Annotated in this window: 26 protein-coding genes; 4 read left to right on the forward strand and 22 right to left on the reverse strand. The window is 58.6% G+C overall.

The window, feature by feature from the left end; all coding sequences use genetic code 11:
* Positions 1–4 precede the first annotated feature (4 nt).
* The 15 genes from HJC00_RS01145 to rfbA form a co-directional block, all read right to left on the reverse strand.
* Complete coding sequence (locus tag HJC00_RS01145; protein ID WP_221122492.1) at positions 5–871, reverse strand: hypothetical protein; 867 nt, start codon at positions 869–871, stop codon at positions 5–7.
* The gene (locus HJC00_RS01150) at positions 856–1,488 is read right to left on the reverse strand and encodes a PIG-L deacetylase family protein (RefSeq protein WP_004677164.1); all 633 of its coding nucleotides are present in this window, start codon (positions 1,486–1,488) and stop codon (positions 856–858) included. The genes HJC00_RS01145 and HJC00_RS01150 overlap by 16 nt, the downstream gene beginning before the upstream one ends.
* Entirely contained in the window at positions 1,485–2,186 is a 702-nt protein-coding gene (locus HJC00_RS01155; RefSeq protein WP_210629117.1) for a WbqC family protein, read from the reverse strand. The genes HJC00_RS01150 and HJC00_RS01155 overlap by 4 nt, the downstream gene beginning before the upstream one ends.
* A complete protein-coding gene (locus tag HJC00_RS01160) occupies positions 2,183–3,148 on the reverse strand; it encodes a PseG/SpsG family protein (protein WP_221122490.1) in 966 nt (321 codons plus the stop codon). The genes HJC00_RS01155 and HJC00_RS01160 overlap by 4 nt, the downstream gene beginning before the upstream one ends.
* On the reverse strand, positions 3,130–3,807 hold the full coding sequence (locus tag HJC00_RS01165; protein ID WP_210629119.1) for a cytidylyltransferase domain-containing protein: 678 nt from the start codon (positions 3,805–3,807) through the stop codon (positions 3,130–3,132). Before HJC00_RS01165 ends, HJC00_RS01160 begins: the two co-directional genes overlap by 19 nt.
* Positions 3,804–4,820 carry an N-acetylneuraminate synthase family protein gene (locus HJC00_RS01170; RefSeq protein WP_221122489.1) on the reverse strand — a complete coding sequence of 339 codons (1,017 nt, stop codon included), beginning with the start codon at positions 4,818–4,820 and terminating at the stop codon, positions 3,804–3,806. Before HJC00_RS01170 ends, HJC00_RS01165 begins: the two co-directional genes overlap by 4 nt.
* A 113-nt stretch (positions 4,821–4,933) precedes the next feature.
* A complete protein-coding gene (locus HJC00_RS01175; RefSeq protein WP_221122488.1) occupies positions 4,934–6,004 on the reverse strand; it encodes a radical SAM/SPASM domain-containing protein in 1,071 nt (356 codons plus the stop codon).
* 2 nt (positions 6,005–6,006) lie between these two features.
* Positions 6,007–6,852, reverse strand: coding sequence for an NAD(P)-dependent oxidoreductase (locus tag HJC00_RS01180; RefSeq protein ID WP_210629122.1), 846 nt, complete (start codon positions 6,850–6,852; stop codon positions 6,007–6,009).
* The gene (locus tag HJC00_RS01185) at positions 6,845–7,558 is read right to left on the reverse strand and encodes a nucleotidyltransferase family protein (RefSeq protein ID WP_210629123.1); all 714 of its coding nucleotides are present in this window, start codon (positions 7,556–7,558) and stop codon (positions 6,845–6,847) included. Before HJC00_RS01185 ends, HJC00_RS01180 begins: the two co-directional genes overlap by 8 nt.
* Positions 7,551–8,531, reverse strand: coding sequence for an NAD-dependent 4,6-dehydratase LegB (locus HJC00_RS01190; RefSeq protein ID WP_210629124.1), 981 nt, complete (start codon positions 8,529–8,531; stop codon positions 7,551–7,553). Before HJC00_RS01190 ends, HJC00_RS01185 begins: the two co-directional genes overlap by 8 nt.
* Positions 8,528–9,847, reverse strand: coding sequence for an ABC transporter ATP-binding protein (locus tag HJC00_RS01195; protein ID WP_210629125.1), 1,320 nt, complete (start codon positions 9,845–9,847; stop codon positions 8,528–8,530). Before HJC00_RS01195 ends, HJC00_RS01190 begins: the two co-directional genes overlap by 4 nt.
* Positions 9,847–10,722: an ABC transporter permease gene (locus tag HJC00_RS01200; protein ID WP_210629126.1), complete on the reverse strand. Its 876-nt coding sequence runs from the start codon at positions 10,720–10,722 to the stop codon at positions 9,847–9,849. Before HJC00_RS01200 ends, HJC00_RS01195 begins: the two co-directional genes overlap by 1 nt.
* Entirely contained in the window at positions 10,719–11,825 is a 1,107-nt protein-coding gene (locus HJC00_RS01205) for a DegT/DnrJ/EryC1/StrS aminotransferase family protein (RefSeq protein WP_221163639.1), read from the reverse strand. Before HJC00_RS01205 ends, HJC00_RS01200 begins: the two co-directional genes overlap by 4 nt.
* Position 11,826: 1 nt before the next feature.
* Complete coding sequence (locus tag HJC00_RS01210; protein WP_210629127.1) at positions 11,827–12,201, reverse strand: FdtA/QdtA family cupin domain-containing protein; 375 nt, start codon at positions 12,199–12,201, stop codon at positions 11,827–11,829.
* Between the two features lie 22 nt (positions 12,202–12,223).
* The gene (gene rfbA / locus HJC00_RS01215) at positions 12,224–13,135 is read right to left on the reverse strand and encodes a glucose-1-phosphate thymidylyltransferase RfbA (protein ID WP_210629128.1); all 912 of its coding nucleotides are present in this window, start codon (positions 13,133–13,135) and stop codon (positions 12,224–12,226) included.
* Between the two features lie 255 nt (positions 13,136–13,390).
* Between rfbA and HJC00_RS01220 the strand changes: the two genes are divergently transcribed.
* Positions 13,391–14,188, forward strand: a complete 798-nt coding sequence (locus HJC00_RS01220; RefSeq protein ID WP_221146730.1) for a glycosyltransferase family 2 protein — start codon at positions 13,391–13,393, stop codon at positions 14,186–14,188.
* 27 nt (positions 14,189–14,215) lie between these two features.
* Here HJC00_RS01220 and HJC00_RS01225 read toward each other — a convergent pair whose 3' ends face one another.
* The 3 genes from HJC00_RS01225 to HJC00_RS01235 are packed head-to-tail and all read right to left on the reverse strand — an operon-like array spanning position 14,216 to position 16,196.
* Complete coding sequence (locus tag HJC00_RS01225) at positions 14,216–15,016, reverse strand: anti-sigma factor (protein WP_221163536.1); 801 nt, start codon at positions 15,014–15,016, stop codon at positions 14,216–14,218.
* Positions 15,013–15,615 (reverse strand): RNA polymerase sigma factor, encoded by a 603-nt coding sequence (locus HJC00_RS01230; protein ID WP_210629131.1) that lies wholly within the window; start codon positions 15,613–15,615, stop codon positions 15,013–15,015. The genes HJC00_RS01225 and HJC00_RS01230 overlap by 4 nt, the downstream gene beginning before the upstream one ends.
* A 44-nt stretch (positions 15,616–15,659) precedes the next feature.
* Positions 15,660–16,196 carry a tetratricopeptide repeat protein gene (locus HJC00_RS01235; protein ID WP_210629132.1) on the reverse strand — a complete coding sequence of 179 codons (537 nt, stop codon included), beginning with the start codon at positions 16,194–16,196 and terminating at the stop codon, positions 15,660–15,662.
* A 168-nt stretch (positions 16,197–16,364) separates the two neighbouring features.
* On the opposite strand from HJC00_RS01235, the gene HJC00_RS01240 reads away from it, so the two are divergent.
* The 3 genes from HJC00_RS01240 (at position 16,365) to HJC00_RS01250 (ending at position 19,237) form a co-directional block, all read left to right on the forward strand.
* Positions 16,365–17,417, forward strand: coding sequence for a type III polyketide synthase (locus HJC00_RS01240; RefSeq protein ID WP_221163537.1), 1,053 nt, complete (start codon positions 16,365–16,367; stop codon positions 17,415–17,417).
* Positions 17,418–17,918: an isoprenylcysteine carboxyl methyltransferase family protein gene (locus HJC00_RS01245; protein ID WP_221154399.1), complete on the forward strand. Its 501-nt coding sequence runs from the start codon at positions 17,418–17,420 to the stop codon at positions 17,916–17,918.
* 71 nt (positions 17,919–17,989) lie between these two features.
* Positions 17,990–19,237, forward strand: a complete 1,248-nt coding sequence (locus HJC00_RS01250) for an FAD-binding oxidoreductase (protein ID WP_221102557.1) — start codon at positions 17,990–17,992, stop codon at positions 19,235–19,237.
* On the opposite strand, the gene HJC00_RS01255 is transcribed toward HJC00_RS01250, so the two are convergent.
* Genes HJC00_RS01255 through HJC00_RS01270 form a run of 4 tightly spaced genes read right to left on the reverse strand, consistent with a single transcriptional unit; the run spans position 19,227 to position 22,649 of the window.
* Positions 19,227–19,766, reverse strand: coding sequence for a gluconokinase (locus HJC00_RS01255; RefSeq protein ID WP_210629136.1), 540 nt, complete (start codon positions 19,764–19,766; stop codon positions 19,227–19,229). The genes HJC00_RS01250 and HJC00_RS01255 overlap by 11 nt on opposite strands.
* A gap of 26 nt (positions 19,767–19,792) precedes the next feature.
* Positions 19,793–20,746 (reverse strand): peptide ABC transporter ATP-binding protein, encoded by a 954-nt coding sequence (locus HJC00_RS01260; RefSeq protein WP_210629137.1) that lies wholly within the window; start codon positions 20,744–20,746, stop codon positions 19,793–19,795.
* Positions 20,743–21,759, reverse strand: a complete 1,017-nt coding sequence (locus HJC00_RS01265) for an ABC transporter ATP-binding protein (RefSeq protein ID WP_210629138.1) — start codon at positions 21,757–21,759, stop codon at positions 20,743–20,745. The genes HJC00_RS01260 and HJC00_RS01265 overlap by 4 nt, the downstream gene beginning before the upstream one ends.
* Entirely contained in the window at positions 21,759–22,649 is an 891-nt protein-coding gene (locus tag HJC00_RS01270) for an ABC transporter permease subunit (protein ID WP_210629139.1), read from the reverse strand. Before HJC00_RS01270 ends, HJC00_RS01265 begins: the two co-directional genes overlap by 1 nt.
* Position 22,650: the final 1 nt, after the last annotated feature.

Genomic DNA, 22,650 nt, shown 5'->3' on the forward strand with positions numbered 1-22,650 from the left:
CGTCTCATTCTTCAAACCAGGCTTGGAACGGCCGGCGCTCAAATTCGTCCAGTGCCCCACCGGGTGTGGAATTGAAGATGCGGATATCATTTGCTCGCGCGATATTCGCGATGGCTCGATATTGTCGCCACAGCCGCGCCGCCTGCTGAAAGTCGTCGTGACGGTTCGTTGTCGGGGTGCCGTCCGCATTTACGGTGAAATCTTTTCCCTTTTGCACCTTGAGGTCGAACGCGTATTCATAGGTTGCTGACAGGAAGCGATCATGGTCGACGCCGAGCAGGATGATTTCCTTGAAACCAAGATACATCGCTATCATCAAGGCCATCACCGGGACTGAATCGACACGTGGCACCGGTTTGGAGATATCGACGATTTCTACCGATGGTCTTTCGTCGAAGCTTTCGCCGAGCATGAGATAGCGGACTGTTCGTCCTGAAAACAGATCGTGTTTTCGAACCAGCTCCGCTTCCGTGGAGCTGAGGAAGAGTTCCGCGCCGCCGAGGTGCGAATGCATCTCCTCGAACCAGCGGACCACGTCCTCGGGTGTCATCAATCCGTAGGTGATTTGCGGAACACAATGATAACGAGACTGGAACTTGTCGAAATCGGAATGCAGATAGCCGTTGGAAACGGTTATCACATTTTCGCCTTGAAGCCGCGACAGATCCAAGCCCTTGACGCTCGGTCCATTTCCTAAAATGAAACAGCGTTGGCCCGCACGCAGCCCGGCAAGCTGCCTGTTTTCTGCCAGCGATCTCGCGACATCAGCAGATAACTTGTGACGATTTTTAAGCCTGCGCTTCAGCTCATGCACACCATAGGGAAGCAGCATGGAGCCAAAGGTCAAAATCTTCCTCAAGGCTGCAGCCACTTCACCACCTCAAAGACTTCGGCGTATTTTACACCGATGCGCTGGCCGGCGTTCTCGGCTTCATTGCGGAAGAAGCTCACCCATTTCCGCCCGGTGCGCTCCATCTCGGATTCATGGGCAAGGATCGCTTTTTCCTTCTGGTCCCAATGGGCGGTAATGTCGACGTAGAAATTCCCCCTGAAATCGACGGTCGAATGATACCAGTTGCTGCGATACATCAGCAGGCGGGGCACGTGCCGGCAGCTGTGCAGCGATGCGCGCGACAGTGCCAGGTGGTCATGATGGATATCGCCGACCCAGTGGGTATAGACCATATCGATCTTCAGATCCTGCACCAGCTTGAGGATCTCGATATTCAGCGGGTCGACGAATTCGATCTGGAGCGTTTTGAACTCGCCGCAAAACATCTTTTGAACGCCGAGGATTTCCATCGCGGCATCCGCTTCCGCTCTGGCGACCTGGCTGCTGCGCACGGACTGGTCATATTGGTTGGAAAAGCCGGATACGGTCGCGACATAGACGTAAACGGTGTCGCCGTTTGCTGTATGGCGCGCCAGTGCACCACCGCAGCCGAGCTCAACGTCGTCAAAATGGGCACCGATCGCGAGAATATTCATTTGCAACTCCAGAGCAGGTCACGCGTGCCTGCAATACCACAATTCAGCAGTGTGTCGAGAATACTGAGATAGGGAATGAAATCGCCGAAGGGCTGTGGATAAACCGGATGGACGAAATGCTGCCACTCGATTTCGATTCCGGCTGCCTCGAACAGTTCCGGCCGCATATAGTCGCGAGCGCCGAGACCCGAGAGATAACGCGTCGCTCCGACTTTGCCCAGCAATTCGACAAGCAACTCGTTCCTATGACCCACGGGGCTTAGAGTGCTCGATCGCACCGTCGGCATGGTGATTTCAAGCATATCCAGAATACCGTCCAGGAAATGCATGTTGAAATCGGCCAAGAGGTCGAACCGCTTGCCGTAGAGGACTTCGATGCGGGGAAAGACTTCGCTCCAGCCGGCGGACTTGCGATAGTTTTCACGAAGCAGTGAAAGGTTCTGGTCTATCCATCCGGTGCCCGGTGCCAGCTCCACCGCGTTGATCGGTGTGCCGAAGCTTGGCTTTCTGATTCCGACGGTGAGCCAGCGGTCGCCTTGTGCCGTCTTTATCTTGTCACGGTGCGTCCAGCTTTTGCTCGTTCCGTGGACAAACTGGACGTGGTCCAGAACGACGTAGAGGTCGGCGTTCAGAAATCGCTGAAAAAAGCCGAGATAGGACGCAAAGTCCGGCTGATGGATCACCGCTGTCAGGGTCATGCAGCCAATCTTTCCAGTAAATCGGCGACTCGGCCAACCCCGCCAAGGTCGACCTTGGTCATGGCGGTCTCGCTCATGCTCCTGATGGGAATTGCCTTTTCCAGGATGCCGAGATCGAAAGCGGAGTGATGACCGGCGAAGAGCGCTCCTCCAAGTTCCTCGAGCGCACGCCCGACCGGGATTTCAAACGGTTCGTTTGCGACCACGACACAGGGCAGGCCGGCCGCACACGCTTCGAAGGGCGTAAGACCGCCCCCGGTAATCGCCAGATCGTGCCCGTACATCTCCGCCGCAAGCGACGGCACCTGGTTCAGCAATCTGAACCGATCCGGCGGAGCCGCCGCGACGACCTCTTCAAGCTCCGCCATGTGCTGGAAGCTCGGGCCTGTCACGATGGTGACAGGGAAAGGCTTGCTGCTCAGCCATTTAGCGACGCGGACCGTCACTCCGTAAGTGTCGGCGCCGCCGAGGGTGACAAGTATCGATGCAAGCTTTTCCCGAACTCGGCGATACCTGGCGATTTCAGGATTGAGTATCATGTACTCTATGCCCAGCCGAACATCTCTGCCCTTCAGACCTTTCGTGTTTTCGAACAGCAGAGCGCAGATATTCAGGTCGGCAAGTTCCGCGCCATCACCACGATCATCGAAGGTAACAAGCTTGGCGTCCAAGCGTTTGATCGTCTCGCTGTGGGATCGCTGCGTATTAAGGCGGTCGTTGATCCAGATCGGAGACGGAGCAGCGGCTTCGAGGAAAGCCTTCTCCCATCCCGTCACGGCTGCCAGATCATAGAGCGCCACGGCAAACCCGCGCTCGCGGATGATTCTCAAGGAATTCGGATGATCGTTTGCCAAAAATCGGACCGAATGACCGCGGGTGCGCAGCTCGGCGGCGAGCGTCAGCGACCGAAAAAGATGCCCCATGCCGCGTGCATGCGAACTTTCTACGCAGAAGACGAACATAGCCTGATCGCCTCTTCCGTCCCGAGCCAGGTTCCGCCCGCCTGCGCTGCGAGCGCACAGGCGCGTCTCCAGTCCTCCTCAGTATCCACCGTCAGGCGCAGCTCCGGAGAGATTTTGGCTGGGGGCACCTCGAGCCGACCAATCTTGAACAATTCGGGGCGATCGGTGAAGTATTCATTCACGTGTTCGCGATGGTGCGGCAGCTTCCCCTCGCAGTGGCTGCGCGATAGAGCTTCGAAGGTAAATATCTCGGCGCCGACGCCAATAGGCAACTGGCCAAAGGCATGGGTGTAATCGAATCCCTGCTTTTGGTGCAGATCGATCAGCCTCTCAAGCTCCTCGACGTCGGTAAAAGGATTATCTGCGGTCAACCGCACGATATCTGACATCCCGAGCGATCTCGCACACTGAAAATAACGATCGAGAACGTCGGTTTCGTCGCCGCGAAAGCAGCTAACGCCGTGCTCAAGGCAGCAGGCTTCGATAATATCGTTCTCGCTGGCGGACGATGTCGCAACGACAACCTTTGCCGGGCGCTTCAGTATCTGAAGCCGACCAAGAACATGTCCGAGAAGGGGCTTTCCGCAAATGTCGCGAAGCACTTTTCCCGGCAGCCGCGTCGATCCCATCCGCGCCTGAATAATAATTCCAAGCGTCACGCCAGATCGCTCCATTGAAGGACCGCGTCCGCATCGAGGTCGTTTGCGACCCGCCGTCCTGCGAGAGCTTCGAAATGCTTCGGTTCAATTCCTGTTCCAGGTCGCTTAACGGAAATGTCGCCGGCGGAGATGACATGGCCGGCCTTGAGCGGTCGATTGACGACAACGCTCTTGCGATTGTTCAATCTCGTCGTTGCTTCACTCGCAGCCGGCTCCTTGCGGCCACTGCCTTTCATGATCTCGAACGCTCGTATCGCGTCGACGAGCCATTTCATTTCCGTCGGATCGGCCGAAAGCATGTGGTCCGGGCCGTCGGCGGACTTGTCGTAGGTGAAATGACGCTCGATCACCCGGGCGCCCATCGCGACCGCACAGAGGCTTGCGACCGGCGTCAGCGTATGGTCGGAATAACCGATGTCGAGATCCGGAAACGCTTTCATCATCGTCTGCATTGCACGCAGGTTCACATTTTCCGGATGCGTCGGATAACTCGTGATGGCATGCAGCAGAATAAGCTTGTCGTTGCCGGCTTCCTTGATGGCGGCGACGGACTCCCGAACTTCGTCGAGCGTCGACATCCCCGTCGACAGGATGATCGGCTTGCCGGTTTTTGCCAGATAACGGAGAAAGGGAATGTTGACCGCGTCGTCCGAACCCACCTTGTGGGCGCCGACTCCACACCTCTCCAGTAGATCGACATCCGTTTCATGCGAAGGCGAGGAGAACCAGTCCAGCCCGTGCTCTTCGGCATAGCGAAACACCGCTTCGTGAAGCTCGTGGCCGATTTCATATTTGCGGAAGAGTTCGAACTGCGAGGTAACGCCGGTGTTCTCCATGTCGAACATGGCGTTGCGGCTCGACAAAGTCTCTGCGCGATAGGTCTGGAGCTTGACGGCATCCACCCCCGCCGCCTTTGCCTCGTCAATCAAGCGCTTTGCCTGATCAAACGTCGTGAAGTTTCCGCCGATCTCAGCGATGATATAGCACCGATCAGGCCGGTAATTCCGGAACATCCTGTTACTCCCTGTAATTCACGACCGGCAAAGCCGCCTCGCTCTCGCGGCGATCGCAGCCCCTAAACTATAGGCTTGGCGAGGTCTGGTCGTAGCGCGTGGAATTCGGCCGATTACTGCCCGATTTCCTGGTTTCGGTCGACGTAATTCCGCACAATGACCTGTCGGCCGCAAATCTCAGCCGTCTCATCATTGGTCTGTCTCGGCAGATAACATCTGCGGCAGACCTCGCTCTTCAGGAAGCCTTGCGGTTCCTTGTGCAGAGCGCGCACCGCGTTCATTTTTTCCCCATGCCAGATCTGGTGCACGGTTTCGGTGTTCGCATTGCCGATAACCTCGCGGTTCTCCTCGTCGTTCGAGCACTTCATGACCAATCCGTCGGCACCAATCACAAGGCGTTGGTACTGCTGCGGGCATGTGAAGTTATCGAGATAGGCGATCTCGGAATCGTTGCCGAGGTAATCGATCAACGGATTGAAAGCGACCAGATCCACATGAGGTGCAAAGGTCTCGTAGTAGAGATCGGGATTCTCCCGGATTGCCGGCCAGATACCCTGCACCTTGATCACAGGACGGTGGAGACCGCGCTCTTCCTTGTACTTCTTTATGTCCTTGATCTTGTCGAGCAGGGCTTCGAACTTGATCGGCTTGCGGATCTTCTCGTAGGTCTCACCGGTGCCGTCGATCGAAACGGTGATCCAGTCGATGCCGGCATCGACAAGCTGGGCGAAATAGTCTCTGTTGAGCTTGAAGCCATGCGTGAGGGTCGAAACCTCTTTGATCCCATGGTCCTTAGCGTAGCGCACACAGTCGGCGAAACGCTTGTGCAACGTCGCCTCGCCGCGCAGCGAGAGGCGGATCGCCGGAACCTTGCCGCCGATCTCATCGATAATCCGGCAATAGAGGTCCCAGTCCATCCGCGTCGTATTGACGTTTTTCTTGAACTCGTCGCTGATCGTATAGCACATGGGGCAGCGCAGGTTGCAGATCGACGCCAGCTCGAGATCGACGAGCAGCGGGTAATCCGAAACCTGCTGGTTCAGGGCATATTCCGACCATTTGCGACGGTAATCCGCGTATTCGGCTTCCCATCCCTCGCCACGGAATCTGTCGAACGCGGCTTCGCGCTCGTCCGTGTCCATCGAGTAGTTGCCTTTGTTGATCGGAACGTAACGCTCGTTCAATTTTACGACTCCTTCATCATCACGCGGATGCCGGCGGGCAGATCCCACTCCGGCTGCCATCCGAGAACGGCGCGAGCCCGCGTAATATCGGCCCGCACGTCAGGTATTTCATTCCGCCGAACAGCGCAAGACGACACTACTGGTAGATTAGTGCCGGCAGCTTCCTGCAAGATGTCGATGATTTCCTGCACCGAATACGACATTCCGGAGCCGATATTGATGCAGTGGTAACCTTCCGACACGTCCATTGATTTGGCAAAGGCGCTCAGGACATCGTCGACGAAGACATAATCCCGCCGCGGACCGAGGTCCATGACCTGTATTTCCTGTTTCGTTCTTACCTGATTCAGTAGCGTCGGTACCAGAAATTCCGGCCGCTGCCCAACCCCATATATATTGAAAAGGCGCAATACCACCACCGGTATTTGCTCGTATGTAGCAGCGAACTCACAGAGCTGTTCGGCAAGATATTTGGAAAGTGCGTAAGGGTTGTTCGGCTTGACCGGATCGCTTTCATGGATCGGCAGCCGTTCCGGCACCCCATAAACATAGGCGCTTGCGAAGACGAGTTTGGCCTTGTGCCGCTTGCACCAGTTCAAAGCATGCTGTGTACCGAGAACATTGGCGGCGGTGAAACTCGGGCCTTGTGTCCAGCTATCCGGAACGAATGTCCTGCCGGCAAGATGAAACAGCGTGCGCGCTGCCGGAAGCTCCTTCCAAAGGCGCTCTTCGCTAATGTCCCCATGCGTTCGCTCAAGCGCAAGCACATCGATGCCAGCTTGTTCAAGCCGCTCCACCAGACGCTTCCCGAGGAAGCCGCCTGCACCGGTGACGATGGCGTCAACCATTCAAGAACCTGGATTGCATGGTTTCGAACTCTTCGATCGCCAATGCATAATCGTCGGGGCGTCCGATATCGAGCCAATAGCCCGGAAAATCGCGAACCGTGGCCGGCTTGCCTGCCGCCAGTAGATCGAGCATCAACTGGTCAAAGCCGTAAGCGCCGCGTTGCGGTATGTGCTCGACGGCCGCCGAAGACACCATGTAGACGCCCATGCTGACTTTATACTCGGCCGTGGGCTTCTCCCGGAAGCCCGTTAGTCGTCCTGCGGCGTTGGTATCAAGAACGCCGTAGTCTATGCGATGCTGGCGCGTCTTGGACGAGATCGTGAATATATTGCCGTCCCGGACATGGACATCATGAAAATCGGCATAATTGAGGTCCGTCAGGATGTCGCCGTTCATCACTAGAAAATTCTCAGGAAGATCCTTGATCAACCGCAGCGGCCCCATCGTGCCAAGCGGCTCGTCCTCGAGCGAATAGTCGATGCGTACGCCCCACTTGTCGCCATCCTGGAAAAACGCCTTGATCAATTCGGCCTGATGATTGACGGCAAGCGTGATGTGCTGAAATCCGCCTGCTATCAGCTGCCGGATGATGACCTCAAGAATAGGATAATCGCCGATCGGCATCAAAGGCTTTGGAAGGACGACGGTATAGGGCCGCAACCTCGTGCCCATTCCCCCCGCCAGAATGACTGCGCGTCTAGACATTGAAAATATCCGCCTTATACCGCGCCAGATTCTGCGGCTGACGCAGCCATTCGATCGTTGCCTTCAGACCATCCTCCACGCTGTAACGCGGCGAAAATCCCGTCAGAGACTTGATCAGGCTGTTGTCGCAGCACAAGCGTTCCACTTCACTGTTTGCGGGACGCAAACGCTGTTCGTCGCATTCAATCTCGACGCTGACGCCGATGATATCGGCGATGAGCTGAACGGTATCGCCAATCGATATCTCGCTGCCGGAACCGATATTGACGGTCTGGCCGATCGCTTGGTCGCAGGCCGCGAGCGCCAGAAAGCCATCGCAGGTATCCTGGACGAAATTGAAGTCCCGCGTTGGTGAGAGCGCACCAAGCTTCAGGGTCGTCCGTCCGCTCAGAAGCTGTGAAATCACGGTCGGAATAACCGCCCTTGCAGATTGTCTCGGGCCAAAGGTGTTGAAAGGCCGGGCAATCGTCACCGGCAGATCAAAGCTCGAATAATAGCTGTAGGCGATCGCATCCGCACCGATCTTGGAAGCCGAATAGGGCGACTGCGCCTGCAGCGGATGGCTTTCGCTGATCGGCACAAAACGCGCGGTGCCGTAGACTTCGCTGGTCGAGGTCTGGATCACCCTTCCCACCCCAGCGTCGAGGGCTCCTTGAAGGACGTTCAGCGTCCCATGCACATTCGTATCGATGTAGCTTGAGGGTGCTTGATAGGAATAGGGAATCGCAATCAGAGCGGCGAGATGGAAAACCGTATCCACGCCTTTTGCGACGGTGCGCATTTGCGAGGGATCGCGGACGTCTCCGAGGATCACTTCGAACTGGCCGCGGTGTTCGGATTGGTCAAGCCAGCCCCAGCTGGAAAACGAGTTGTACTGGCATAGGGCGCGAACTTCGACGCCCGACCTGACCAGCGTCTCGACAAGGTGAGAGCCGATAAATCCATCCGCCCCAGTGACAAGCACTTTCTTCATTTCAAAACACCCTCAGAATCTCGCTGGAAGAGCTTCTCCACCTCCCAAGGCAACTGGATCGCCGAAATCGACGGCTTGCGTTGCTGACCCAGCATCTGGATAATTCCGACATTGTCCTCCACGTCAAACCGAATACCCTCGGCGACGGAATAGATCGAGAACCGGCTCGATATGCCGAGCCGCAAGTAGAAGGTGCCGGTGTTGAGGAGATATCCGGGAAATCTGACGCGCGCTTTGTAATAGCCGGCTGGCCGGGTATCCAGGCGCCCGACGTCGAGTTCGGGATCGGAAAGGCTGACGAGCGTGGTGTAGCCGTCCTCCATCTTGATCTGCATCCCGACCGAGAGGCCGGAAAGAGGCTCCCTCAATTCGTATTCGACCTCGACCGAGAAGCCGTTCGACAGTTCCACGGTTTCAGAAACCTCGTCCTTCTCGTTCAATACCGCGACGCGGCATATCACCGCTTTTCCGTCGATGTCCTCGGGATTGACCGAGTAACTTGCGGTACCGCCGAATTCCGGGCGATTGAGATAGGCCTTGATCACATCTGCGGTCTCGCCCATCGCAGCAACCTTGCCATCGGCCATCAGAATCGATTTCGGGCAGATGCTGCTGATCGCGGTCATGTTGTGACTGACGAAGATGATCGTTCGACCTGCCTTCGTGACTTCCTGCATGCGTCCCATGCATTTGTTCTGGAAGTTGACGTCGCCGACGGCCAGAACTTCATCAACCAGCAGGATCTCCGGCTCGAGATGCGCCGCGACCGAGAAAGCCAGACGCACATACATTCCAGATGAATACCGCTTCACCGGGGTGTCAATGAACTCGCCGATTTCAGCAAACTCGACGATCTCATCGAATTTGGACCTGACCTCGGCGCGGCTCATGCCAAGGATGGCTCCGTTGAGATAGACGTTCTCGCGACCGGTGAGCTCCGGATGAAATCCGGTGCCGACCTCAAGCAGGCTGGCAATCCTGCCCCGTATACCTATGAAACCCGAATTGGGCATGGTGATACGTGACATGACCTTCAACAGGGTGGATTTGCCGGCGCCATTCCTGCCGATAATCCCGACGATCTCGCCGTTCCCCACCTCGAAGGAGACATCATCCAGCGCTTTAAAGATGTCGCCCTTCACTCGCGACTGCTGACTCTTGTTGGAAGCATAATCGGATACAGAAACATTCGGATCGGGAAGGTTGCGCCACTTTGCCCACCAGCTTTGAAGGTCGCGATAAAGCGTGCCATGGTTGATCACGCCAAGGCGGTATAGCTTGCTGACGTGCTCGGCTCGAATAACGATATCGTTCATCAGACCGTATCCATCGCAGTTGCCTCCGCACGAGCGAAAAGCATCAAGCCGCACGTCGCGATCGCGACAGTCACAGCCAGATTGGCGAGACACAGACTGACCGGCAAAGCGGGAGAATCAAGCAGCGCCCAACGGAAGGTCTGTACCGGGGTCGTCATCGGATTGATATAAAAGAACCAGTGATACCGTTCAGGAATCTGACTAAAGGGATAGACAATCGGCGTGGCATACATCCAGAGCTGCGTCATGAATCCGACGGCATAAACCAAGTCACGAAAACGGACTGTTAGCGCCGAAACCACAAGCCCCGCACCTATACCAAGCACCGCAATATAGAGCAGCAGGAGCGGCGTCATAAATAGGAACCTGTAGCTCAATGCCAGATCGGGGGCGGCGATCTTCATCCCAACCGCAACCGTCAACAGGAGCAGGAACTGGATGGCAAATGCGACAAGCCCGCTCATGGCAACGGATAGCGGCACCACGAGCTTGGGGAAATAAACCTTTCCGAACAGGTTGGCATTTTTCGAGAAGACGTCGGAGTTATTGGCCAGACAGACGGAAAAATAACTCCAGATGATCGTTCCCGACATATAAAACAGGAAAGGTGGCAGGCCATCCGTGGAAAGATTGGCGATTTTTCCGAACACGATATAATACGTCATTGCCGTCAGCGACGGTTGAATAATGTACCAGACCGGCCCCAGAACCGTCTGTTTATAAAATGTCGTGAAATCCCGCATAAAGAACATCCAGACGAGATCGCGATATCGCCAGACGAGTCCGAGATCCGGCGCGCTGCCCTTCGAAGGCTTGATAACGATATCCCAATCTTCCTCGCGGGTGGAGGCCGATCCCTTCAGCTGTTCTGTCATGCCGCCAACTTCAGCTTTTCCGGGAGCGCAGTAAGAAGGCTGCAGACGCGCTCGATCTCATCCTTTCGATGCCCAGCCGAAATAGGCAGGCTCAGCTCGGTGGCATGCAGCTCATCGGCAATGGGATAGTCGCCGGAAAGAACGCCTTGCATTGCCTTCTGCCGATGCGGGGCGATCGGATAATGTATCTCGGTCTTGACGCCGTTATCGAGCAGCCACCGACGCAATTCGTCGCGGGCCGGATGACGTATCGCGAAGATATGAAACACGTCATACTCGGCAGGTCGACGAAGCGGCTGCGCGAGCCATTTGGGCAAATTGGCAAAATAAACATCGGCCAGTGCCCGCTTATGTTCAGTCACCTGGTCGAGGTGACGGAGTTTAACCCGCAGGAATGCCGCCTGCATCTCGTCAAGCCTCGAATTTACACCAATATAAACGTTCTCATATTTTTTCTTCGAGCCGTAGTTGCGCATATGTCTCAGGCGATCGGCAAATTCGTCATCGTTCGTGACGATGGCGCCCGCATCTCCGAGAGCTCCAAGATTCTTGGTCGGATAGAAGCTGAAGCAACCGGCAATTCCGAAGGTGCCGGTCAGCTTGCCGTCAAAGCGCGCGCCGTGAGACTGCGCGCAATCCTCGATCACCTTGAGACCATGCTCGCTTGCAAACGCCGCGATCTCGGTCATCCGGCAGGATTTGCCGAAAAGATGCGTCACGCAGATTGCCTGCGTCTTGTGTGTGAGCGCCGCTGGAAGGCGCTCCGGATCGATATTGAAGGTTTCGCGCTCGGGCTCCACCAGAACGGGTTTGTGGCCCGCGCGAAGAATCGCCAGAACAGTGGCTATATAGGTGTTGGAGGCAACCATGATCTCGCTGCCTTTCGGCAGGTCGAGCGCTTCGATCGACAGGATCAATGCATCCAGACCATTGGCCACGCTGATGCAATGTTTGCTTTCCGCAAAGGCAGCGAATTCAGCTTCGAATGAGGAGACCTCATTGCCAAGTATGTACCATCCGGACCGAATGACACGGGATGCAACCGCCTCCAACTCTTCCATCAGCGGGCGGTTGGCCTGCGCTAGACTTTCATACTCAATCATCTCAGAGCCGTTCATAGGGGGTGTCGATGTAGTCGTCCTTATCATATCCGTGAGAGGCAAAAACCAGCAGGATAGAACCAGGACCGAAGGTCATTTCATGCCAGTCCCTTGGCTCTACCAGCAGGCACTGGTCCGGTGACGACAAGGTGACCTCTTCCCTGGCTTTTCCATCGTCCATCAAAACCATCACGCTCCCCGAAATCGCCACCAAGGCCTGCCGCGTCTTGTGATGACGATGACCGCCGCGTGTGTATCCGTCAGCACCATAGATCCAGAAGCTCCGGACCACCGGAAATGGCAGTATTCCGTCCATGACGGTCAACGCGCCTCGTGAGTCGGACATTGTCTTTAACTTAAGCAGGGTAAAAGCAGACAAGATTGATTTCCAGTTTTGCAGGTCAGCCGGGCGGGAAATGCGGAGTTGGTTCCCTCACCAGGCTGATGAGGTATCGACCGTAAGAGCTCTTTTCAAGTGGAGCTGCCAGCCTCAGCAACTGCTCGGCATCTATGTATTCCAAATGAAAGGCGATTTCTTCGGGGCAGGCAATCTTCAGCCCCTGGCGCCGCTCGATGGTGGCAATGAATTGACTGGCTTCAAGGAGTGAATCGTGCGTGCCCGTATCAAGCCAGGCATGTCCTCTGCCCAAGACGGCAACATTCAGCCTGCCGGCCGCCAAATAATGGCGATTGATATCGGTAATTTCGGTTTCACCGCGTGGCGATGGTTTCAAGGCGGCAGCAATATCAACCACGTCATTGTCGTAGAAATATAAACCGGTTACTGCATAAGAAGAGCGGGGCCTGGATGGCTTTTCCTCCAGGCTGAGGACTTTGCCCTGACCATCAAATTCCACTACCCCATACCGGTCGGGATCGTGGACTTTGTACGCGAAGATCGTCGCTTCGTCCGACCTCGCGGAAGCCGCGGATAAATCATGAGTCAGGAGGTTGCCGTAGAAGATATTGTCTCCCAGCACGAGGGCGGTTGCATCCCGCGCGATGAATTCCCTGCCAATCGAGAATGCCTGGGGAATTCCGTCCGGTGCAGCCTGCACGGCATATTGGAGATTTAATCCCCATTGGGCGCCGTCACCCAGCAACTGTTCAAAACGCGGGGTGTCCTGCGGCGTGGAGATAATCAGGATATCCCGGATGCCTGCAAGCATCAGCGTTGACAGGGGATAGTAGATCATCGGCTTGTCGAAAACCGGAAGAAGCTGCTTCGAAATGGCGAGAGTCGCGGGATGAAGTCGGGTGCCCGAGCCACCGGCGAGCAAGATGCCCTTGCGCAGTTTTTTATTCGAAGACAAGAGACCTCCTGTAAAACCTGGTAAAGCCGCGTGCATTCACGAGCCTAGCGTGGTGACCATCGCTGTTCGACACTGCTCACTACAGATAGATTGATCTGCATGCAATGCACTTACCAAGACGGGAAGTCGACCAATCGCCGGTCAATCGGACATTGATCGAGGATAATCTGCAGGACTGGATTGCGACGCCGCCTCTCCGTCTGCTACGGGTCGGCTAGATTTCGCCCCTAGAATGTGAGCAAGATACTCGTCAAAATGGCTGTAGACACCGCCGATCCACGCCCTCCTCGGATAAGCCTCATCACTGTTTGCTGGAACGCCGAACAGACCATTACCGATACGCTGCGCTCCATCGACACGCAAACCTACCGCGATTTCGAGCATATCATCGTCGATGGTGGCTCAACCGATTCCACCCTCGCCATCATCGCTTCGGCGCCGGCGGATAACCGCCGTGTGCTTTCTGAGGTGGACGGAGGTATCTATGAGGCCATGAACAAGGGGATTGGCCTTGCGAGCGGCGACATCATCGGATTCCTGAATGCCGACGACACTTTCGAGAGCAGCGACTCCCTGGAAACCGTGGCGGCAGCGCTGGACGATAAAGCCTATGACGGCTGCTATGGCGATCTCGTCTATGTTTCCAACCGGCACATCGATCGCAAGATCCGTTACTGGAAATCCCGCGCGTTCAAACCCGGTTTCTTCGCGCGCGGCTGGTGCCCGCCACACCCAACATTCTATGTTCGGCGCAACATCTATGAACGGTTCGGGCGGTTTGACCTGCGTTATCGGCTTGCAGCCGACGTCGAGCTGATGATGCGATTTTTGGAAGTCGCGCGGATCAGAACGATCTATATTCCGCGAGTCTTGGTCAGAATGCGCTTAGGGGGCGCCACGAACAAGAACGTTCAAAATATATCGCGTCAGAACAAGGAGGTGCTGCGCGCCCTTGCCGACCACGGCCTCAAGGTCTCAACATCAATGTTCTGGGCCTTCAAGATCGTGAACCGGCTAGGCCAGTTCCTGATGCGCAATCGATCGCAGGACTGATCAGCTTAAAGCCGCCGGCGTGGCGGGTCACACCGCCACCCTCCGCCGCACCCCATCCGCAATTGCCGTCATCCTGTCCGCCGCCGCATAGCCGATCAGCATAAAGGCGTGCGTCTCGTTCGACCAGTAGACGACATTCATCCCTTTGCGGTTTTCCAGATCCGGCGCCTTCGGCCCCGCATCAGATTTCACGATGCAGAGCGCCATCGGGCCGGTTTCGGGATCGAGATAGGCGATCTGGGCGAGCGCCTTACCGTCATATTGCAGCAGCAGGGCGCTTTTGAAATCGATCCCCGGGAGCGAAACTGCTTCCGGGGAGAGCGACAGGCCGAGCTTCTCGTCAAGACTGGCGAGCTGGGCGGCCTGGTCCTGCCTGCCGGGAACGGGGCCGGCGAGCGTTTCGGCGGTATAGAGCGAGATATAATCGGCGACCACGGCGCGCCATTCGCTGTTTTCGTCCTTTGCGGAAAAGCCCCTGCCGATGCCGATGACGGTGCGGTCGATGGCGATGCCGGCCACAAGCGAGGCGGCGAGCGCGCCGAGGAAGCGACGGCGGACGACCGCAGGCGCGGAGGCGGGTTTTGCGTTCTCATGCGCAGGAATGGCGGCGAGCATCGCCTCCAGTTTTTCCTGCGGGGCTTCCGAGAGGAGCGGAGCGAAAGCCTGCTCGAACGGCAGACTGGCGCGCGCCAGGAATTCCAGCCGTTCGGCGACGCTCTCATCTTCCTTGACGATGGCCTCGATGCGAGCTGCCTCTTCCGCCGTCAGCTCGCCGTCGATGAAGGCGGTCAAGTCCTCGTCGGTGGGAATGGTGTGTTTCATGCTCATGGCCGTCCCCCTGCCGGTCCGGCGCCGGAGAGCCTGGCGCGGGCGGCCGCCAGCCGGCTCATCACGGTCCCGATCGGAATATCCAATATGCCTGCAACTTCGCGATAGGACAGTCCTTCCACATAGGCGAGGAAAACCGCCGTCCGCTGCGCCTCGGGCAACGCATTTACCTGTTTCAAAACCTGCCCCGCCATCACATGCGTTTCAGTATCGTGCGCGCCGTCGAACGTCAGCGCTTCGCCGGCATCGACGAAACCCTGGCCCTGGCGCACCCGGCGCGAGCGGATCTCGTTCAGCCAGATTGAATGCAGGATCGAAAACAGCCAGCGGTCGAGCCGGGTGCCGGGAACGAACTGGCCGGCGCGCTCGAGCGCGCGAAGGCAGGTCGCCTGCACTAGGTCGTCGGCGACATCGCGCTGATGCGAGAGAACGAGACCATAACGCCAGAGCCTGGCCAGGTTTTCCGTCAGACCGCTCCTGATATCCGCTTCGCTCGCGATGGCCGCCTCCGCCGATCCTGCATCCTTGGAACCACCTGATAAACCGGCGATTCCATTCTCGCGACTATAGGCAGGAAATGGCGCGTCCGCGACCGACATTCGGATATCCTTTTCCAGCTCCATTTCCCGCCAGTGGCCTAATCTCAGATCTTCGACGGGTCGAGGATGACAGCGTTCAGATCCTGATATTCCTCGCAAGCCATGCCGCAGATCGTCTTGATCATGTTCAATTGCTCCTTTGCGAGATCGAGCCGGCCCTTGATGACATAGGCTTCGCCGAGATATTCACGGACCTTGGCGTACTGCGGATCCATCTTCACCGACTGCAGGTAATAGGAGATGCCTTCGTCGGTGCGGCCGAGCTTGCGGGTGGCGTAACCGCGATAGTTCAGCACCTCCGCGCTGTTCTGGTCCCTGACCGTATCGAGCATGGCAAGCGCCTCTTCATAACGGCCGGCCTTGGCCAGCGAATAGGCATAGTCGGTACGGTTCTCGTCCGAGACATTAGCGCTCTGCTGCTTGACGCATTTCTTGGTCTTCTGGTCGTAGATCTCGCCCTTCTTGCAGGTCGGCATCGTGCTGTTGTCATTGCCGACAGCAAAGACCGGGCCGGAGAAGAGCGAAGCGGCAAGGCAGCCGCCAAGAAGGACGGCAGCAATACGGGCTGTCATGATCGTCATGGGAAAACTCCTGGAAAGTGACGTTGCGGGGAGAAAACACCGCTGCCCCGTGGTTTATTCGCCGGCCGCTCCATTTTCTCCATCACGGCTTCGTGAAGCCCCTGAGGCCGAATAAACCGTCCCAACCGGGTGTTCTCAGCGTTGCGCCGGGAAGACAAGGAGAATTCTGTGACCGATACCGTGAAACTCGCCAGCCTCGCCACTGCCACGCCCGAACATATCATTTTCCAAAAGCAGGCGGCCGAATCTTCAGCTCGGCTGTTTGCCGGCCGTTTCGAGGATTTCCGTCATCTTGCCCGCGTCTTCGATACCGCCGGTATTAACAAGCGCCATGCGGCGCGGCCGCTTGCCTGGTTCGACGAGCCGCACGGCTGGCAGGACCGCATGCAGGCCTATGCAGAAGTGGCGGGCGAACTTTTCGTCGAGGCAGCCAGCTTGGCGCTTCGTCGGGCCGGGCTTGAGGCTGGCGATGTCGACTGTGCCGTTACCGTTTCTTCCACCGGCTTTACGACCCCAAGCCTCGATGCGCAGCTTAGCCGCAGGATGGGCTTCAGGGCCGATATCGAGCGTGTTCCGGTCTTCGGGCTCGGCTGCGCCGCCGGCGTCTCCGGCTTTGCGATCGCGTCGCGGCTCGCACGCAACCGGCCGGGCGTCGTTGTGCTTTTCGTCTCAATCGAACTTTGCACGCTGGCCTTCCGGCTGGACGAGCTGACGCGGCCGAATATCATCGCGACGGCGCTTTTCGGCGATGGCGCCGCCGCCTGCGTGCTCTGCACGAGCGGCGGCGGCCTGGCGGAAGTCGAATCGACTGGCGAGCACCTCTTCCCGGACACGCTCGATATCATGGGATGGAAGATCGACGATGGCGGCTTCGGCATCGTGCTGGCGCAATCCTTGCCGCCATTCGCCGAACGAGAGCTCGCCCCGGCGGTCACCGCCATACTGGCGCGAAACGGCCTGAGGCCGGCAGATATCGACCGCTTCATCTGCCATCCCGGCGGCATGAAGGTGCTGGCCGCAATGGAGAGCGCGCTTTCACTGACACCCGGCACGCTCGATCACGAACGCGCCGTGCTTGCCGAATATGGCAACATGTCTTCGCCGACCGTGTTGTTCGTGCTGGAACGGGTAATCCGCGCCGGGCTGCCGGAGCGGGCAGCGATGATCGCCATGGGACCAGGGTTTTCGGCGAGCTGCGTGACGCTGCGGAGGGCGGCATGAATGTGGCCGTCGATCGCGCTCCTGACATTCGTGACGCTGCAGCGGTTGGGCGAACTCGTGCTTGCCCGGCGCAACACTGCCGCCCTGCTCGCCAGAGGCGGCCGGGAGGTCGCCCCGGAGCATTATCGCGTCATGGTGGCGCTGCATGCCGCCTGGATCATGGGGCTTTGGCTGCTGGCGCCGGGCAGGTCGGTTCAACCCTTCTGGTTTTTGGTGTTCCTGGGGCTCCAGGCGCTGCGCCTCTGGGTGCTTACGACCCTGAAAGATCGCTGGACGACGCGCATCATCATCCTGCCCGGCGCGCCGCTCGTGAAATCGGGACCCTATCGCTTTCTCCGGCATCCGAACTACACGATCGTCGTTTGCGAGATCGCCGTCCTTCCCCTTGCTTTCGGCCTGCCGGTCTATGCGATCGTCTTTTCGTTTTTCAATGCCGCAATCCTGCATGTGCGCATAAAGGCCGAAAATGCCGCGCTGAAAAGCGCAATGATTTTGAAATGAATGCGATTTTCGTTTGCGCGGCGGGATCGGCAGGGGCATTTTCAATCTGGAACAATGCGGAATGCAGGGGAATGACGAAGAACGCAATCGTGCTCGGCGCTGGTATCGTGGGGGTGTCCACGGCAATCCATCTTCAGCGGCGCGGTCGGCAGGTGACGCTGATCGACCGCAAGGATCCAGGCAGCGAAACCTCCTTCGGCAATGCCGGCCTGATCCAGCGCGAGGGGGTGGCACCTTACGGCTTTCCCCAGCAGCTCGGCCTTCTCCTGCGTTATGCGCTCAACAACCGCATCGATGCGCATTATCATCTCAGTACGCTGCCGAGACAGCTCGCCTTTCTCGCCCGTTACTGGTGGAATTCGAATGCCCGGCGACACGCGGTCATCACCCGGGCCTATGCGCCACTGATCGAAAATTCGATCGCCGAGCACAAGGACCTGATCGAGGCGGCGCAGGCGCAGGCGCTGATCCGCAAGAACGGCTGGGTGAAGATCTTCCGGACGGAGGCCAAGCGCGACGAGGCCCTAGCGGAGGCCGCGCTTTGGCAGAATGAATTCGGAGTGGACTATGACAGCCTGACGTCGGCCGATATCGCACGCATGGAACCCGATATGAGCGTCCGTTTCGCCGGCGGCATCCGCTGGCGCGATCCCTGGTCGGTGCTCGATCCGCATGCGCTGACATCGGCCTATCGCCGCTATTTCGAAAGCCTCGGCGGCCGCTTCGTCACAGGCGACGCCGCCTCGCTCGGCCAGTTCGGCGCCGGCTGGAAGATCATGAGCAGCGAAGGTGCAATGGAAGCGGAGGATGCGGTCCTTGCGCTCGGTCCCTGGGCAGCCGTCGCGACGCGCCGGCTCGGTTATTCCTTTCCCCTCGGCGTCAAGCGCGGCTATCACATGCATTATGCCGCCAAGGGCAATGCCATGCTCAACAACTGGATCCTCGATGCCGAGCGCGGTTATTTGCTGGCGCCGATGAACCGCGGCATCCGCCTGACGACAGGGGCGGAGTTCGCAATGCTCGACGCGCCGAAGACGCCGGTGCAGCTCGACCGGGCCGAAGCCGTGGCGCGTACGATCTTCCCTCTCGGAGGAAGGCTCGATCCCGAACCATGGATGGGCGCGCGCCCCTGCACGCCGGACATGATGCCTGTCATCGGCAAGGCGCCGCGCCATCAGGGCCTGTGGTTCGCCTTCGGCCACGCCCATCATGGACTGACGCTCGGGCCCGTTACCGGCCGCGTGCTGGCGGAACTCATCAGCGGCGAGACGCCATTCATCGATATCTCGGCCTATTCGCCGCAGCGCTTCAAGCCATAACACCGAGGGTGGAGAGACCCCGGAGGGCCGTTGCTGTGATGCCGTCGATCGTATCGTCGATGTCGACGGTGACGACTCCGGGTTCGCCCGTCGGCACCTCGAGTGTCGCCAACTGACTTTCGAGTAGCGAGACCGGCATGAAATGCCCCTTGCGCTCGCCCATGCGCTTCGTCAGCAACGCCTTCGACCCTTCGAGGTAAACGAAGAACAGATTGCTGCCGGCGGCAGCCCTCAGCCTGTCGCGATAGATGCGTTTCAGCGCCGAACAGGAGACAATGATGCCCTCGCCCTTTTCCAGCGAGGCCTGCATCCGTTTGCCGATCAGGTCGAGCCAGGGCATCCGATCCTCATCGGTCAGCGGAATGCCCTTCGACATCTTCTCGACATTGGCGGCCGGATGAAGCGCATCACCTTCGAGGAAGGCCAGATGCAAGGCCTCAGCGAGTTTCTCGCCGACCGAGGACTTGCCGCAACCGCTGACCCCCATGACGATGATCGCATGGGCTCTGTTGATCCGATCGTCCTGCATGTTTCCTCTCAAACGGCGGCTCCCGCTCAGTCGAGCGGGAAATGACAGGCATATTGTTGTGCGCCTTCCCCACTTAATTCGGGAGAAACCTGGCGACAATAGTCCTGCGCCTTCCAGCAGCGCGGATTGAAGTGGCAGCCGGACGGCGGCTTCAGCGGCGACGGCAGTTCGCCCTGCAGGCGGATGCGGTTCTTCTCCCGCTCGGGATCGGCGATCGGGGTCGCCGACAGCAAGGCGGCCGTATAGGGATGGCGCGGACGGGCGAAGACTTCGGCGGCAGGACCGGTTTCGATCGGGCGGCCGAGATACATCACCATCACCTCGTCGGCGATGTGATGGACGACCGAGAGGCCGTGCGAGATGAAGAGATAGGCAAGGCCCATCTCCTTCTGCAGGTCCATAAGCAAGTTCAGCACCTGCGCCTGGATCGAGAGGTCAAGGGCCGAAACCGGTTCGTCGAGCACCAGCACCTTCGGCCGCAGCATCAGCGCGCGGGCAATTGCGATGCGCTGGCGCTGGCCGCCGGAGAACATATGGGGGTAGCGGCCGTGATGTTCCGGGCGCAGCCCGACGCGGGCCATCATCTCCTCCACCTTGCGGCGGCGGGCGCTCGCGTCGAGATCGGTATTGATTTTCAGCGGCTCTTCCAGAATTGCACCAACCTTCTGGCGCGGGTTGAGCGAGCCATAGGGATTCTGGAAGACGATCTGCACCTGGCTGCGCAGGCTGCGGTCGCCGACCCGCGCCGGCTTGCCGTCGATCAGCAACTCGCCGGCTGTCGGATCCTCGATCATCGTGACCAGACGGGCGAGTGTCGACTTGCCGCAGCCGGATTCACCGACGACGGCGAGCGTCTTGCCGGAATGGAGGCTGAAGCTGACGCCGTTCAGCGCCCTGACCGTGGCGTCGGCTTTGAAGAGACCGCGGTTGACGGTGTAGAAACGGGCGAGATCCCTGCCCTCGAGAACAGCACCCGTCATACCAGGTCTCCTGCAGTTTCAACGCGCATGACACCGGGATGCCCGAGTGGCTTACCGTCCTTCAATGGATAGTTACACAGCGCCCGCCCGAGTTCCGGTCCCTGGCGCACGACGCCGCGATCGCATTCGACCGTGGCATAGCCGCAGCGCGGCGCGAAAAGACAGCCTGTCGGGCGACCGTGCTGGCCGGGAACGACGCCGGCGATCGAGGGGAGACGATGGCCGACCTGGGCGCGTTCCGGCAGAGCCGCAAGCAGGGCTGCCGTATACGGATGATGCGGATCACGGAAGAGCGCCTTCACCGGCTGTTCCTCGACCTTCTGGCCGGCATATTGCACTTGCACGCGTTCCGCGGTTTCGGCGACGACACCCATGTCATGAGTGATCAGCACCAGCGCCATGCCCTGCTCCTTCTGCAGGCGCACAAGCAGATCGAGGATCTGCGCCTGGATCGTCACGTCGAGCGCCGTCGTCGGCTCGTCGGCGATCAGAAGCTTCGGATTGCAGGCGAGCGCCATGGCGATCATGACGCGCTGGCTCATGCCGCCGGACATCTGGTGCGGGAAGTTCGACAGGCGGTCTTCCGGCGCCGGAATGCCGACGAGGCTCAAGAGTTCGATCGAACGTTCGCGGCGCTCTTTCCGGTTGAGGCCCATATGGACGCGCAGGGTCTCGCCGAGCTGGAAACCGACCGTGAAGCACGGGTTCAGGCTCGACATCGGCTCCTGGAAGATCATCGCCATGTCCTTGCCGACGATCCGGCGGCGCTGACGGGCGGAGATGCCGCGCAGATCCTGACCATCGAACTGCATGCGGTCGGCGGTGATCCTGGCGGTCCAGGGCAGCAGCCCCATCAGGGCCAGCATGGCAACGGATTTGCCCGAGCCGGATTCGCCGACGACCGACAGGATCTCGCCCTTGTCGCAAGTCAGCGACACGCCGTCGACGGCGCGGAAAAGACCGGATGATGTCTGGAATTCGACAGTCAGATTTTCGATTTCGAGGAGCGGCATCACGACCTCTTCAGTTTGGGATCAAGCGCATCGCGCAGGCCGTCGCCCATCAGGTTGATGGCAAGAACGGTGATAAGGATGGCGAGGCCCGGAAATGTCACGACCCACCAGGCGCGCGAGATGAATTCGCGGGACTCGGCGAGCATGGTGCCCCATTCGGGTGTCGGCGGCTGAGCGCCCATGCCGAGAAAGCCGAGGGCGGCGGCATCGAGGATCGCCGCCGAGAAGGCAAGCGTCGCCTGAACGATCAGCGGCCCCAGACAGTTCGGCAGGATCGTCTTGAACATCAAGCGCAGCGTGCCCGCGCCGGCAACACGCGAGGCGATCACATATTCCTTCTCACGTTCTGAAATGACCGAGGCGCGGGTCAACCGCACGAAATGCGGCTGGTTGACCAGCGAAATCGCGATCATCGCGTTGGTGAGACCAGGGCCGAGGACCGCCACCAGAACGAGCGCAAGCAGCAGCGACGGGAAGGCCAAGATGATGTCCATCAAGCGCATGATGGCGGTATCGATCCGGCCGCGGAAGTAGCCGGCGACGAGGCCGATCAGGACACCACATATGACCGACAGTGTGACGACAACGACGCCGATGAAGAGCGAGAACCGCGCGCCGTAGATCAGCCGCGAGAGGATATCGCGGCCGACGGCATCCGTTCCGAGCGGAAAGGAGGCGTGGCCTCCCTCCATCCAGGAAGGCACGGCGAGCAGCACCTCCCGGTTCTGCTCGTTCGGCGCATGTGGCGCAAAGACCGGTGCAAAGATCGCAACGACGAGGATGATGACGAAAACAACGAGGCCGATGACGGCGCCCTTGTTGCGGGAGAAATAGTGCCAGAATTCCGCAAGAGCGGATGGCTGGCCGGTTTTGACGGTGACCGTGCTCATG

The sequence above is a fragment of the Rhizobium sp. NLR22b genome (genome assembly GCF_019685295.1).
GTDB lineage: Bacteria > Pseudomonadota > Alphaproteobacteria > Rhizobiales > Rhizobiaceae > Rhizobium.

Bases quoted from the DNA above. Each gene is read 5' to 3' on its own strand.
- HJC00_RS01235 (WP_210629132.1), bottom strand. From the start codon at position 16,196: ATGACGATCATGACAGCCCGTATTGCTGCCGTCCTTCTTGGCGGCTGC.
- HJC00_RS01255 (WP_210629136.1), bottom strand. From the start codon at position 19,766: ATGCAGGACGATCGGATCAACAGAGCCCATGCGATCATCGTCATGGGG.
- HJC00_RS01205 (WP_221163639.1), bottom strand. From the start codon at position 11,825: ATGATTGAGTATGAAAGTCTAGCGCAGGCCAACCGCCCGCTGATGGAA.
- HJC00_RS01160 (WP_221122490.1), bottom strand. From the start codon at position 3,148: ATGTTCGTCTTCTGCGTAGAAAGTTCGCATGCACGCGGCATGGGGCAT.
- HJC00_RS01190 (WP_210629124.1), bottom strand. From the start codon at position 8,531: ATGAAGAAAGTGCTTGTCACTGGGGCGGATGGATTTATCGGCTCTCAC.
- HJC00_RS01150 (WP_004677164.1), bottom strand. From the start codon at position 1,488: ATGAATATTCTCGCGATCGGTGCCCATTTTGACGACGTTGAGCTCGGC.
- HJC00_RS01185 (WP_210629123.1), bottom strand. From the start codon at position 7,558: ATGTCTAGACGCGCAGTCATTCTGGCGGGGGGAATGGGCACGAGGTTG.
- HJC00_RS01220 (WP_221146730.1), top strand. From the start codon at position 13,391: ATGGCTGTAGACACCGCCGATCCACGCCCTCCTCGGATAAGCCTCATC.
- HJC00_RS01225 (WP_221163536.1), bottom strand. From the start codon at position 15,016: ATGAGCATGAAACACACCATTCCCACCGACGAGGACTTGACCGCCTTC.
- HJC00_RS01260 (WP_210629137.1), bottom strand. From the start codon at position 20,746: ATGACGGGTGCTGTTCTCGAGGGCAGGGATCTCGCCCGTTTCTACACC.
- HJC00_RS01180 (WP_210629122.1), bottom strand. From the start codon at position 6,852: ATGGTTGACGCCATCGTCACCGGTGCAGGCGGCTTCCTCGGGAAGCGT.
- HJC00_RS01170 (WP_221122489.1), bottom strand. From the start codon at position 4,820: ATGTTCCGGAATTACCGGCCTGATCGGTGCTATATCATCGCTGAGATC.
- HJC00_RS01155 (WP_210629117.1), bottom strand. From the start codon at position 2,186: ATGACCCTGACAGCGGTGATCCATCAGCCGGACTTTGCGTCCTATCTC.
- HJC00_RS01265 (WP_210629138.1), bottom strand. From the start codon at position 21,759: ATGCCGCTCCTCGAAATCGAAAATCTGACTGTCGAATTCCAGACATCA.
- HJC00_RS01230 (WP_210629131.1), bottom strand. From the start codon at position 15,615: ATGTCGGTCGCGGACGCGCCATTTCCTGCCTATAGTCGCGAGAATGGA.
- HJC00_RS01250 (WP_221102557.1), top strand. From the start codon at position 17,990: ATGACGAAGAACGCAATCGTGCTCGGCGCTGGTATCGTGGGGGTGTCC.
- HJC00_RS01245 (WP_221154399.1), top strand. From the start codon at position 17,418: ATGTGGCCGTCGATCGCGCTCCTGACATTCGTGACGCTGCAGCGGTTG.
- HJC00_RS01200 (WP_210629126.1), bottom strand. From the start codon at position 10,722: ATGACAGAACAGCTGAAGGGATCGGCCTCCACCCGCGAGGAAGATTGG.
- HJC00_RS01195 (WP_210629125.1), bottom strand. From the start codon at position 9,847: ATGAACGATATCGTTATTCGAGCCGAGCACGTCAGCAAGCTATACCGC.
- HJC00_RS01270 (WP_210629139.1), bottom strand. From the start codon at position 22,649: ATGAGCACGGTCACCGTCAAAACCGGCCAGCCATCCGCTCTTGCGGAA.